At 70.2% G+C, this 12,745-nt stretch carries 11 protein-coding genes; 4 read left to right on the top strand and 7 right to left on the bottom strand.

Going from position 1 to position 12,745, the window contains the following annotated elements:
- Positions 1–12: 12 nt before the first annotated feature.
- From H5J26_RS10675 to H5J26_RS10665, 3 genes are read right to left on the bottom strand one after another with little or no spacing between them, the layout of a single operon-like run.
- Positions 13–930 (bottom strand): ABC transporter ATP-binding protein, encoded by a 918-nt coding sequence (locus tag H5J26_RS10675; RefSeq protein ID WP_181765535.1) that lies wholly within the window; start codon positions 928–930, stop codon positions 13–15.
- A complete protein-coding gene (locus H5J26_RS10670) occupies positions 927–1,868 on the bottom strand; it encodes an ABC transporter permease subunit (protein ID WP_419183777.1) in 942 nt (313 codons plus the stop codon). The genes H5J26_RS10675 and H5J26_RS10670 overlap by 4 nt, the downstream gene beginning before the upstream one ends.
- Positions 1,858–2,901: an ABC transporter ATP-binding protein gene (locus tag H5J26_RS10665; RefSeq protein WP_181765552.1), complete on the bottom strand. Its 1,044-nt coding sequence runs from the start codon at positions 2,899–2,901 to the stop codon at positions 1,858–1,860. The genes H5J26_RS10670 and H5J26_RS10665 overlap by 11 nt, the downstream gene beginning before the upstream one ends.
- A 251-nt stretch (positions 2,902–3,152) precedes the next feature.
- Between H5J26_RS10665 and H5J26_RS10660 the strand changes: the two genes are divergently transcribed.
- Together H5J26_RS10660 and H5J26_RS10655 are read left to right on the top strand one after the other, a co-directional pair.
- Positions 3,153–4,943, top strand: a complete 1,791-nt coding sequence (locus H5J26_RS10660; protein WP_181765534.1) for an SDR family oxidoreductase — start codon at positions 3,153–3,155, stop codon at positions 4,941–4,943.
- Positions 4,940–5,989 carry a MerR family transcriptional regulator gene (locus H5J26_RS10655; protein ID WP_181765533.1) on the top strand — a complete coding sequence of 350 codons (1,050 nt, stop codon included), beginning with the start codon at positions 4,940–4,942 and terminating at the stop codon, positions 5,987–5,989. The genes H5J26_RS10660 and H5J26_RS10655 overlap by 4 nt, the downstream gene beginning before the upstream one ends.
- A 221-nt stretch (positions 5,990–6,210) precedes the next feature.
- Here the strand turns inward: H5J26_RS10655 and H5J26_RS10650 are convergent, their stop codons facing one another.
- The 3 genes from H5J26_RS10650 to htpX form a co-directional block, all read right to left on the bottom strand.
- A complete protein-coding gene (locus H5J26_RS10650; protein WP_181765532.1) occupies positions 6,211–7,131 on the bottom strand; it encodes a PE-PPE domain-containing protein in 921 nt (306 codons plus the stop codon).
- A 562-nt stretch (positions 7,132–7,693) separates the two neighbouring features.
- The gene (gene pspAB / locus H5J26_RS10645; protein ID WP_181765551.1) at positions 7,694–8,341 is read right to left on the bottom strand and encodes a PspA-associated protein PspAB; all 648 of its coding nucleotides are present in this window, start codon (positions 8,339–8,341) and stop codon (positions 7,694–7,696) included.
- Positions 8,342–8,475: 134 nt separating this feature from the next.
- Positions 8,476–9,387: a zinc metalloprotease HtpX gene (gene htpX, locus H5J26_RS10640; protein ID WP_181765531.1), complete on the bottom strand. Its 912-nt coding sequence runs from the start codon at positions 9,385–9,387 to the stop codon at positions 8,476–8,478.
- Between the two features lie 316 nt (positions 9,388–9,703).
- Between htpX and H5J26_RS10635 the strand changes: the two genes are divergently transcribed.
- On the top strand, positions 9,704–10,624 hold the full coding sequence (locus tag H5J26_RS10635) for an LLM class flavin-dependent oxidoreductase (protein ID WP_181765530.1): 921 nt from the start codon (positions 9,704–9,706) through the stop codon (positions 10,622–10,624).
- Between the two features lie 193 nt (positions 10,625–10,817).
- Positions 10,818–11,750: a Cof-type HAD-IIB family hydrolase gene (locus H5J26_RS10630; protein ID WP_181765529.1), complete on the top strand. Its 933-nt coding sequence runs from the start codon at positions 10,818–10,820 to the stop codon at positions 11,748–11,750.
- Here H5J26_RS10630 and H5J26_RS10625 read toward each other — a convergent pair.
- A partial coding sequence (locus tag H5J26_RS10625; RefSeq protein WP_181765528.1) for an amino acid ABC transporter ATP-binding/permease protein occupies positions 11,674–12,745 on the bottom strand: 1,072 nt, incomplete at its 5' end. The two genes, H5J26_RS10630 and H5J26_RS10625, sit on opposite strands and share 77 nt — an antisense overlap.

The raw sequence follows: 12,745 nt of genomic DNA, 5'->3' as shown, positions 1-12,745 counted from the left end.
TGAGGGCTCCCTTCAGGCCGCGACGAGGTAGGAGAAGACGCTCTCCAGGGACTCGTCCGAGGGCGAGACCGTGTAGAGCCGGATGCCGTGTTCTCGGGCGAGCTTCGGCAGGAGTTCGGTGAACCTGCCGAAGTCGATGGCCTGGATCTGGAGGGCCTTCTCGTCCCAGTCGAGCTGGATGCCCGCTGTCGAGGCGTCCGCGATGAGGGCTGCCGCGAGGCGGCGGTCGTCGCTGGAGCGCACGAGGTAGCGGTGCGGACGGTCCGTCATCAGGCGGCGGATCTTCCGGAAGTCACCGCTGGCCGCGTGCCTGCCGGCGACGACGACCTCGATGTGCGACGCCAGTTGCTCGACCTCCTCCAGGATGTGCGAGGAGAAGAGCACCGTGCGGCCTTGGTCGCCCATCTGCCGGAGCAGCTGCATCAGGTGCATCCGCTGCCGGGGGTCCATGCCGTTGAACGGTTCGTCGAGCAGCAGCACGGACGGTTGGTGCACCAGGGCGGAGGCCATCTTCACGCGCTGCCGCATGCCCTTGCTGTACGTGGAGATCTTGCGCTCCTGCGCGTGCTCCATCTCGACGGTGACGAGCGCCTCGCGGGCGGCCGCCGCCGGGTCGGGCAGCTTGTGCAGTTCGGCGTTGGCCAGTACGAAGTCCCAGCCGGTCAGGAAGTCGTACATCCCCTCACGTTCGGGGACGAGCCCGATCTCCTTGTACGCCTCCTGGTTGCGCCAGATCGGCTTGCCGTCGAGGGTGACGCTTCCGGTCGAGGGCGGCAGGAACCCGCCCATCATGTTGATGAGTGTGGACTTCCCCGCGCCGTTCGGGCCGAGGAGGCCGGTGACGCCGGGGCCGATGTCCATGGTGATGTCGTTGACGGCCACGACGTTCCCGAACCAGCGGGAGGTGTGGTCGATGTGCAGCGTGGTCACAGCCCGGCCTTTCGGTAGCGGCGCAGCAGCAGTCCGTACGTACCGGCGATGAGTACGACGATGAGCAGGACGTAGAGAGATGCCTGCATGCTGGTCAGTGCCTGGCCCGACGGGAAGTCGCTCTGTCCGTCCAGGAACTTCGACTGGAGACCGTCGACGAGCGTCCCGGGCGAGCCCAGCCCCAGCCAGCCGATGATCTTGGTGTTGTCCTGCGAGAAGGCGATCCCCTGCACGGTGCCGACGAGCATGTACGGAATGGTCAGCACCGCGATGATGGCGGCCACTCCGAAGCCGCGCCGCGGGGTGGCCGCGGCCACGGCCAGTCCGATGCCGGCGTGCAGCAGGGAGAAGATGGCGCAACAGGCCAGGCCGAGTGCGAAGCCCTTGGTCTGGTCGCCGAAGTCGAGCTTCGCCAGCAGCGCTCCGACGTAGAGGATCACGACGGACGCCGCGGTGAAGATGAAGATCGCGGCGGAGAGCGCGGCGTACTTGGCTCCGACGTAGTCGCTTCGCTCGATTGGACGTGAGAAGTAGAGCGGTACGACGCGGAAGCGCAGGTCCAGTGACACGGCCTGGGGTGCCATGGCGGCGATGTAGATGCCGATGACGGGCTGCATCCGCAGGACGTAGGAGTTGTAGTCCACGGGCATCTGCTTGGCCTCGGTGAAGATGGCCACCGCGACGACGATCGCGGCCGGGACGCACATCACCGCGAAGAGGATCATCGGCAGCACCTTGGACTTGGCCGAGCGGCCGAGTCCGTACGCACCGCGCAGCGACTGGTCGAAGAGCGAGGTGCGGGCGTAACCGCGGCCGAGCCTGGGCCCGTCGTAGTTGCGGTAGCCGATGTTGTGGATGACGTCCTCGCCGCGCTGCCCCGGGGGAGCGGGCGGGGCCGTCTTCGACATGGACGTGGTCGGGTGAGGCTCAGGCGACATCGCCGCTGCCTCCCTTCTGCGGCTGGAGCTCGCGGTCGGCGGCTGCGGCAGCGGCTCCCGCGAGCGGGGCGCCCCCGGCCTGTGCTGTGGTGCCGGCGGCCTCGTCCGTGTCGAAGACCTCCGCGATGTGGTGCCTGCGCTGTTCCATGCGGACCAGGCCGAGGCCGAGCTCGGTCACGGTGTCCCGGATGGTGTCGTAGGCCGACTCGTCGGTCGCGTCGACCATGAGCAGGTGTCCTGCGCCGGGAGCTCCGGCGGCGCCGGGGGCCTGCGCGGACAGTCCGGCGGCGACCAGCGCGGACCGCAGGGCCTCGGTCCCGTTCGGATGGGTGTCGGTGTCCGTGACCTCCACGGCCAGCGAAGGCGTGCTCTTCGTGAAGTCGGCGGTGCTGGAGGCACGCAGCAGCTTGCCGCCGTCGATGACGACGACGTGGTCGCAGGTGCGTTCCAGCTCTCCCAGCAGGTGGGAGGTGACGAGCACGGAGATGCCGAAGTCGGTGTGGACGCGGCGGATGAGGGCGAGCATCTCGTCGCGGCCGACGGGGTCGAGCCCGTTGGTCGGCTCGTCCAGGAGCACCAGCTTGGGGTCGTGGACGAGTGCCTGGGCGAGTTTGACGCGCTGCTTCATGCCCGTCGAGTAGCCGCCCATCGGGCGGTAGCGCTCCTCGTACAGGCCGACATGGCGCAGGGTGTCCGCCGTGCGTTCGCGGGCCGACGTCGCCGGAAGCCCGGACATGCGGGCCATGTGGACGACGAACTCGGTGGCCGAGACGTCGGGCGGTAGGCAGTCGTGCTCGGGCATGTAGCCGACGCGCTCACGGATCGCGGAACCTTCGCGTGCCACGTCCATGCCGAGGACGGTGGCGCCGCCCTCGGTCGCCGGCGAGAGGCCGAGCAAGATCTTGATCAGTGTCGATTTTCCGGCCCCGTTGGCGCCCACCAGGCCGGTAACACCCGGCGTGATGCCTACGGTGAGCCGGTCCAGTGCGGTCACCCGCGGGTACCGCTTGGTCAGGCTTTCGATAGCAATCACATTCACGGTCACGACGCTAGGGCCTACACGGTCTGTGTCACGTCCGTCCAGGGGGCTGGATCTGTCTGGTACCGCAGACGGACGCTCCCTTAAGGGGACGTGGACAAGCGGGGACAAAGAAGCGGTTACCAGCGGTATCCACAGGCTTGTGGTGGCTATTGACGTCGCCACCGACCGTTGTCACATTGATCGGTGTCGGGATACGCGGGCAGGCGACGGGCGCCGCCCCTCGAACTCGGAGTGGGGGATCTGTGAGCGGACCGGAGAGCGGAGGGCTGGAAAGCGCCCGGGAGCGCTGGGTGCGTACGGCCGAAGGCATCGACCTGTGCGTGGCCGAGCTGGGCGACGCCGAGCGGCCCACCGTCGTCCTGCTGCACGGCTATCCGGACAGCAAAGAGGTCTGGTCGATGGTCGCCCGGCAGCTGGCCGGCCGATTCCACGTCGTGCTCTACGACGTGCGGGGGCACGGCCGTTCGTCGGCTCCCGAGCCGCTGCGCCGCGGGTTCACGCTGGAGAAGCTGACCCGGGATTTCCTGGCCGTCGCCGACGCCGTCTCACCCGACCGTCCGGTGCACCTCGTCGGGCACGACTGGGGATCGGTGCAGGGCTGGGAGTTCGTCACCGTCAAGGAGACCGAGGGCCGGATCGCCTCGTTCACCTCGATGTCGGGCCCCTCCCTGGACCACTTCGGGCACTGGATCAGGCGCCGGATGACCCGGCCGACGCCGCGGCGGCTGGCACAGGCCCTCGGCCAGGGCATCCGCTCCTGGTACATCTACATGCTGCACACCCCGGTCCTCCCCGAGCTGGCGTGGCGGGGGCCGCTGTCCACGTACTGGCCGAAGTACCTGCGGCGGGCGGAGAAGCTCCCGGCGGACGGATATCCGACGGAGTCCCTGCCGCGGGACGCGGCGCACGGCGCCTGGCTCTACCGCGACAACGTGCGCAGCAGGCTGCGCAGTCCCCGTGAGGACTGCTACGCCCACGTCCCGGTCCAGCTCATCACCCCCACCAAAGACGTCTTTCTGAGCGAGCGGCTCTACGACGAGCTGGCGCTGTGGGAGCCCGGCCTCATCCGGCACACGCTCGACGCCAGGCACTGGATCCCTCGCACCAGGCCCGACCAACTGGCCGTCTGGATCACCGACTTCGTCAACGCGCGGGAGTCCGGGCCGACGGGCGCGGAAGTACGGGGCGCCGTCGCCAGCGGGCCCCTCGCCGAACGGTTCGGCGGAGCGCTGGTCCTGGTCACCGGCGCCGGAAGCGGCATCGGGAAGGCCACGGCACTGGCGTTCGCGGAGGTCGGTGCGCGGATCGTGGCCGTCGACGTGGACGGGCGCAGCGCCGCGCGTACCGCGGAGCTGGCCCAGGAGGCGGGGGCACCGCGGGCCTGGGCCGAGACCGTGGACGTGAGCGACGAGCACGAGATGGAGAAGCTCGCGGAGAAGGTCGCCGCGGAGTACGGCGTCGTCGACGTCCTGGTCAACAACGCCGGGATAGGCGTCTCCGGCCCCTTCCTGGAGACCACCACCGAGGACTGGAAGCGGACGCTCGACGTCAACCTGTGGGGCGTCATCCACGGTTGCCGCCTCTTCGGAAAGCAGATGGCGGAGCGCGGGCAGGGCGGCCACATCGTCAACACCGCCTCGGACGCGGCCTATCAGCCGACCCGGCTGCTCCCGGCGTACGGCACGTCGAAGGCCGCCGTGCTGATGCTGAGCGAGTGCCTGCGCGCGGAGCTGGCAGGAAAGGGCATCGGCGTCACCGCGATCTGCCCCGGCCCGGTCAACACCGACATCACCAGGACGGCCCGGTTCGTCGGCCTCGACGAAGAGGAGCAGCAGCGCCGCAGGGACCGGGTCACCCGGCTCTACAAGCTGCGCAACTATCCGCCCGAGAAGGTCGCCAAGGTCGTCATGCGTGCGGTCGTGCGCAATCAGGCCGTGGTCCCCGTGACGCCGGAGGCACACGGCATGCGGATGCTCTCCCGGTTCGCCCCCAAGGTGCTGCGCGCCCTCGCCCGGATCGAGCCACGGCTGTGACGAGGGCCGGCACCGCCGGGGCCGCGGACCCCGGCGAGTACCGCATCGAGGACCTGGCGCAGCACAGCGGCGCCACGGTGCGCACCATCCGCGCCTACCAGGACCGGGGCCTGCTCCCCAGGCCGGAGCGGCGAGGCCGCGCCAACGTCTACGACGACTCGCACCTCAACCGCCTCCGCCAGATAGCCGGGCTGCTGGAGCGCGGGTACACCCTGGCCTCCATCAAGGAGCTGCTCCAGGCGTGGGACGAAGGCCGTGGCCTGGGCGGTGTGCTGGGGCTGCTCTCGGAGGTCGAGGGGCCCTGGACCGACGAGGAGCCCGGGCGCCTGACCCGCGAGGACCTGGACGGCCTCTTCGCCGCAGTGGGCAGCAAGGGGCACGGCGAGGACGCGGAAAGCGAGCGCCTGCGGAGTGACGCCGCAGTCGCCGAAGCGGTCGAACTCGGCGTGCTGGTGCCCCTGCCGGACCGGCCGGGGCAGTATCTCGTTCCCAGCCCGCAGGAGCTCGCCGTCGCCGCCGAACTGCACAGGGCCGGGGTCCCGTTGCCGGCGATCACGCAGCATCTGAGGGAGCTGCGCGAGCAGGTGGAGCACATCGCGGCCCGCTTCATGGACCTCACCAACGAGCACATATTCGTCCACTACCTCCACGACCACCCGTCGGACGAGGAGGCGTCAGAGGTGGCCGGTCTAGTACGGCGGCTCCGGCCGCTGGCCCAGCAGACCGCCGACGCCGAACTCGCCCGCGCCATGCGGAGCCTGGCCTCCCGCAACCTGCGTGAGCATCTGAGCCGGGCGGTCGCGTCCGGGGCGGGAGGCGGGGCGGCCGAGGCGGTGACCATGGCGGGCCCCTCCACGGAGCAGGTGCGGCTCCCCGCCGGGACGCTGTCGGCCGTACGGGGCATGGTCGGCGCGGAGAACGTGGCAGCGTTCATCGCCGCCGCGGCCGAACGCGAGGTACAGGCCCGCACGATGGACCGGTTGGCTGAGACGGGCCGCGAGGAGGCGCGTACCGGGACTCCGACCGCGTCATCGGACCGGGGTTAGATCCGGGCGCTCCCACAGCGGAGCCACCGTCCGGCTGCCGCTCCAACTCCAGCTCCGTCGGCAGGTCTTCTGTCAGCAGCCCACGGACGTCAGGCGTGGCGGGGCGCCCTGCGGGCGCGAAGGTGCCTGCCCGCGAACCGTCCGGCTGCTCGCGGGACGGCAAGGGAGTCGCACCGGGCCGCAGGTCTGCCGCGGCCCGGTGCCAGGGCGGAACAGGCGCCTTACTTCGCCTGGTTCGCCGGTACGGAGAGCCAGGGGAACTCGTCGAGCCGGTCGCGCAGCTCGGCCGGAAGGTGCTTGCGGACGCCCTCCCGGAACGTGCCGACAACGCGCTGCGCCTTCGCGGTGTCGCCGTTGTACTGCTCGTACGGCGTCTTCGCCGGGATGGGGAGCGGCGGGCCGTGCGGGACACGCGGCGGCTGGTCGTGGACCGTGTCGCCGTTGCCCCGGTGGGCCATGGGATCGATGTCGTAGGCGTGGTCGCCCATGAAGTAGCCGGCCACGCCGTTGGCGAAGCCGAGCAGGTTGGTGACCGGGTTCTCCGAGTAGCAGATCCCGTCGTTCTTGTTGCAGATCTCGTGGACGGCTATGTCACCGAAGCCGCGCGGGCCCTTCATGGTGATGCCCGGGACGATGGTGGGCAGATTGGTCTCGATGCCGCCTGGACCGCCCTTGACGCCGGGACGCCTTGGGTCGCCGTAGAGCACACCGTCGATCTGCTGATGGGGAACAGCCTGCTCTTGGGACAGCTTGTTGAGTTCGTCCCCGGCGACTATCGCGCCCTGTGAGTACCCGGTGATGGTGATGTGGGAGTCGGGGCACTGCCCGTGGTAGCCGCGAACCGCCTTGTCCAGCTTGGCGATTCCCTCTGCCACGGAGTCGTCCATGGAGATGGTGTCGCCCGGGAAGGGGGCGATCTGTGCCGAGTAGTGCACCTTCTCGAAGTCGACTCCGGCGGGCAGTTGCCCGTTGCTCTTGTCGTAGGCCGTGGCGTCGCCGTCGCCGTGGCCACCGACTTCGAAAACCCGGGCCTGGGCGCAGTCCGCCGCCCCCTCCGCGCCGACGGCGGTCGTCACCCCCGCCACGGTCAGGGCAAGCGCCGACGTCGTCGCCAGCGCTGCTCGCACTGTTCTTTTCCGCATACCGCCTTCTTCAGGTCGATGAAGAATCTCATTGCTGCGGCGACGCAAGAATCCCGCCGCCTCAATTCGCGGCGAGCGTAGCAATGGTCAACGACCTGAAGTGCCGCTATCCGAAGAGAAAATAGAAGCACCGATGCTGAAAATTCCACCGGACCGGTGCAACCTTTGACGTGTCTCATACCCGCAGGTGGCAGCACTGTTCCCGCCGGTTACACCAACCTTCGGAGATTAGTTTCATGATGAAAATTCAACTACGCGAGCGAGTCACCTCAGCCTGCCTCAGAAATGACACGGGATATCTTTCGCCCAGCCAGTGAAAATGGCCCACTCCGACCCTTGTGCGGCATTTTCCGGGCAGGCGGTCCGCTCCGGGGAGAACGCGCGGCATGCGGGGACCGCGCCCCCGGCTGTTTCGCCGGGCCGGTTCACCGGCGGCAGTCCCGCTCAAGCGCGCTGCACGCCCCGGCGTCCGGCGGCGTCCCGGGAGCACGTACGTCCCAGCGTCAACGGGCGATTCGGCACGGACGGCAGTGCCGCCCCGGCTTCATCCTGCGGCGTCGCGTCAGCGGCCCACCTGGAGCCCGGGTGCGCCCCACACGGGGAACCACCGGTCCAGTTCCGGCTCGACCGGCAGGTCGTCGGTCAGCAGCCCGCGCACCTGCAACTCCAGGGCACTGTCCCGCTTCTCAGGCTGAGCGTGCTCACGGCCGGGCTGAGGCGCGAAGGGATAGAAGGTGCCGCGTTTGTACAGGTAGACGAGGGCGAGGGAGCGGGTGTCCTCCGCATCCGCTCCCCGGAAGCCCGCGAGGGAGCACAGCAGTTGCGGCCCGAACCCGCTTTCGGCGAGGAGGGTGTTGACGGCGTGCAGATCGTTGACGAGCTCGACGACCTCCTGCGGTGAGTGGCGCACGAGGAGCCAGGTGTAGCCGTACTCGTCCTGGCTGAACTCCACCGGCGTCCCGCCCTGCCGGGGGCTCTGACCGGGTGGAGGGCTCAGGGCGAGGTCGGCGTCCAGCAGTTCCCGGACGTCCCGCTGCACCTGCTTGAACGCCCCGCCCTCGACGCTCGCGAAGCACACCGAACCGAGACCCGTGGGCACCAGATCGGCGCCAGCCTGAAGCGTGACGGCAGCTGCGGGCAGGGCGAAGAGCTGGTCCAGGTCCGGGCGCACCGGTTTGCTGCGCCCCATGAGTGCGTCCAGGAGACCCACGGTGTTCACGTCCCTTGTGCTGTGTGGCTTGTGCTGTGCGGTCTGTGATGTGCGGCCTGTGAGTTCGGCTCAGCGGCGGCGGTGCTTCCGCTCCGCTGCCCGTCCCTCGCCGGCCGGTCGAGGCCCGGACCCCGTCACTGCTGCCCGAGCTGCGCGCTGATACGGCGGAGCTGCTCGAGGCGGCGCTCCAAAGGCGGGTGCGAGGCGAGCAGCGTCGCCATGCTCTGGCCGGAGAAGGCGGGAACGAAGTAGAAGGCGTTGAACGGCTCGGCCTTGCGAAGATCACGCGTCGGGATGCGCGCCATCTCACCGGTGATCTTGGTCAGCGCGGAGGCGAGAGCGGAGGGCCGCCCCGTCAGCAGCGCGCCCGCACGGTCGGCGGACAGCTCGCGGTACCGGGAGAGCAGCCGCGTCAGCAGGAAGCTGATGACGTAGACGACGGCACTGATCAGAGGGATCAGCAGAAGGATCAGCCCGGCGCCGCTCTGGTCGTCGCGTCCGGCCCGGCTCAGCCCGCCGAAGATGGCGATGCGGGTGAGCACTCCGGCCAGCACGCCCAGGAAGGAGGCGATGGTCATCACTGCCACGTCGCGGTGCGCGACGTGCGAGAGCTCGTGGGAGAGCACGCCTTCCAGCTCCTCCGGCTCCAGTCGCCGCATCAGCCCCGTGGTCGCGCAGACCATCGACTTTCGCCGGCTGCGGCCGGTGGCGAACGCGTTCGGTACGTCGCTCTGCGCCACGGCCACCTTTGGCTTGGGCATGTCCGCGAGCGCGCACAACCGGTCCACCGCACCGTGCAGTTCCGGCGCCTGCTCGGGCGTGACCTCGCGGGCTCCCATGCTGAAGGCCGCGATCCGGTCGCTGAACCAGAACTGTGCGACGAACAGGCCGCCCACGGCCAGCACGATCAGCGGCCAGGCGTTGCTCAGCACCGCGACCAGCGAGCCGACGAGCACCACGTAGAGCAGCCCGATGAGGAACATCGTGATCACCATGCGACTGGTGAGACCCCGGTCGGCGACGTATCGGCTGTGAGCTGCTGCCATGTCCGTCGTTCCTCCCTGACCTGGACGGGTTCCGGCCTGAACCGGTGCCGCCTCTTACTCGCCGTCGGCCCGCACCCGAGACGTCCACGCACCCCCGCCGCCACCGTCCCGTCGGCGACCGCGCACGCTGTCCCGCATTCGCGTACGCACCACAGGACCGGCGACCGCTACCGGCACCAGCCGACTCCTATGAGGCAATTGTCCACTTTTTGCCCTCAGGCGACGAATGACGGAGAGCGACGAGGTGTGACCCGTCGCGGGCCGGCCGGGGAGGGTCGAAACGGCAGCCCGCACCCCCGCCCGTAGGCTCTGCCGCATGACCTCTTCCCGGCGCCCCCTGCGTCTGAGCACCGTGATCCTGCCCGTACTGCGCTGGCACGACGGTGGTCGCGAGAGGTGGCAGCGCGCCGAGGAGCTGGGCTTCGACACCGCCTACACCTACGACCACCTCTCCTGGCGCGAGCCCTTCCGCGACGGCACGTGGTTCGGCGCCCTGCCCACGCTGACGGCTGCCGCGGCGGTCACCTCCCGGCTGCGCCTGGGCACCCTCGTCACCTCGCCGAACTTCCGGCACCCGGTGACCCTCGCCAAGGAGCTGATGTCCATGGACGACATCAGCGACGGCCGCATCACCCTCGGGATCGGCGCCGGCGGCAACGGCTTCGACGCCACGGCGCTCGGCCAGGAACCCTGGACCCCCCGCGAGCGTGCGGACCGCTTCGCCGAGTTCGTGCCGCTGCTCGACCGGCTGCTCCGGGAACCGGTGGTCTCCTACGAGGGCGATTTCTACTCGGCGGGGGAGGTGCGCAACATTCCCGGTTGCGTCCAGAGCCCCCGGCTCCCCTTCGCCGTCGCCGCCACGGGCCCGCGCGGTCTGCTCCTCGCCGCGCGCTACGGGCAGTCGTGGGTGACCACGGGCGACCCGCGCATCCACGAGACGGCCACCCCGGCGGAGGGCCTGCAGGCGGTCCGCGACCAGATCGTCAGGCTCGGCACTGCCTGCGAGCAGACGGGCAGGGACCCCGGGGACATCAAGAAGGTCCTGCTCACGGGCTTCGTGCCGGGGAGCCCGCTGGACTCGGTGGACGCGTTCGTGGACTTCGCGGGGCGGTACGCGGCAGCGGGCATCGACGAGATCGTCCTGCACTGGCCGATCCGGGACACCGTCTTCGCCGCCGACGAGACGGTCTTCGAGCGCATCGTCACGGAGGGCCTGCCGCAGCTGGCCGCTTCGTAGAGGTGAGCCGGGCCTCCGCCGAGGGTGGCGGTCGAGGGGCTGACCCAAGGTCCCAACCTCCCGAGGTCCCGGAGCCGGGAAGCCCCAAGAAGCCCGCGAGAAGCCCCCAAGTCCCTTGAGAAGTGGCCGAATCCGGTCGTCAGTCGCTCATCGGCGGAACCCTCCGCACGGTTGTGCGCGCATATGCGCGAAGATGGACGCTGTGACTGAGCCGCGCGCAACCTCCGCCCCGAGCGCACCCCACGCCTCACCGAGCGCAGGCCGGGCGGCCGTCCGCCCCCGGCTGATCGCGACCGACCTCGACGGCACGTTGCTGCGCGACGACAAGTCGGTCTCCGACCGTACGGTCGCCGCACTGGCCGCCGCCGAGGTCGCAGGGCTCGAGGTCTTCTTCGTCACCGGGCGTCCCGCGCGCTGGATGGGCGTCGTCAGCGAGCACGTCCACGGGCACGGTCTCGCCATCTGCGCGAACGGCGCTGCGGTCGTCGACCTGCACCGCGGACGGAAGATCATCGATGTGCGGCCGCTGGAGCGGGACGACGCGCTGGCATCCGTCGACGCGCTGAGGGAGGCGGCTCCGGGCGTGAGCTTCGCCGTCGAGCGCACCGGCGGCATCCATTTCGAGCCTCAGTACCCCGCCCTGCACCCGGACCCTCTCGGGATCGTGGCTCCGGTGGAGAAACTGCTGGGCCCCGGTCACGAGGAGCCCGTGCTGAAGCTGCTCGCGTACCACCCCGACATGGAACCGGACCAGTTCCTCGCCCTGGGCCGGAAGGTGGCCGGCGCGCACGCGACGTTCACGCGTTCCAGCAAGTCCGCCCTCCTGGAGATCAGCGGCGCCGGTGTCAGCAAGGCGAGCACTCTGGCCCGTTCCTGCGCCGAGCGCGGCATCCAGCCGGAAGAGGTCGTCGCCTTCGGCGACATGCCCAACGACCTGGAGATGCTCGGCTGGGCGGGCACCTCGTACGCGATGGCCAACGCCCACCCCGAGGTGCTCGCCGCCACGACGGACCACGCGGCCTCCAACGAGGACGACGGGGTCGCAGCGGTCATCGAGAAGCTGCTGCTCGGGTCTCCGGGCTCCGCAAGCGGCCTTCCCGGGGATCTTCCGCTCCACGGCCGATAGGACGCCCCGGGTCCGGGCCGAGCGACGCGGCAGCAGCCGCTTCGAGAGCGAGCATCCGGCTGAACGGACCGTCGGCTGCCGCCAGTTCGCGGTAAGTGCCCCGTTCGACGGTGCGGCCGCCGTCGAGCACGATCACCTCGTCAACGGCGTCCAGGCCCTGGAGCCGGTGTGTGATCAGCACCGTCGTTCGCCCCTCGGTCGCGGCCAGCAGGTCCGCGGTGAGCGCGTCCGCCGTGGGAAGGTCGAGATGTTCGGCGGGCTCGTCCAGGACGAGCACGGGGAAGTCGGCGAGCAACGCGCGGGCGAGCGCGAGCCGTTGGCGCTGCCCGCCCGAGAGGCGCGCGCCGTGCTCACCGACCATGGTGTCGAGCCCGCCGGGCAACGTGCCGACCCAGGAGTCGAGTCGGGCCCCGGCAAGCGCCCCGCGCAGCTCGGCGTCGGTGGCGTCCGTACGTGCGAGGCGCAGGTTCTCCCGCAGTGAGCTGTCGAAGATGTGGGCGTCCTGGGCGCACAGGCCGACGAAGCGGCGCACGGCGTCGGAGCGCAACTCGCGCGCGGGGACGCCCCCGAGCGTGTACGAGCCGGCGTCCGGGTCGAGGAAGCGCAGCAGCGTGGAGGCGAGGGTGGTCTTCCCCGAACCCGATGTGCCGACCACGGCCACGCGGCGTCCCGGGGTGAGGTTCAGGTCGAAGTCGGCGAGGGGCGGGGGAGTCGGGCGCAGGTCTTCGTCCGCCTTGCGCTCCCGGCGGGCCGGCTCCGGGTAGCGCGCGGTGACGGCGCGAAGGGTGAGGGGGAAGGGCGAGTCGGGGGCGGGGGCGGCTTCGCCCTCGCCGGGTTCGCGTACGGGATCGGGCGCGTCCAGCACGTCCTGGATCCGCTCGGCCGAGCGGCGGGTCCGCTGGCGGTACTGGACGGCGAGCGGCATCCCGTTCACCGCCTCGAACGCCGCGAGCGGTGTGAGGACGAGCGCCGCGAGCCACACCCCGTCGAGGCGG

This window comes from Streptomyces albidus (ex Kaewkla and Franco 2022) (genome assembly GCF_013870515.1).
In the GTDB taxonomy this organism is placed as follows: Bacteria; Actinomycetota; Actinomycetes; order Streptomycetales; family Streptomycetaceae; genus Streptomyces; species Streptomyces albidus.
Note: the sequence above shows the minus strand (reverse complement) of the source record. Positions and strands in the feature narration are given on the sequence as shown.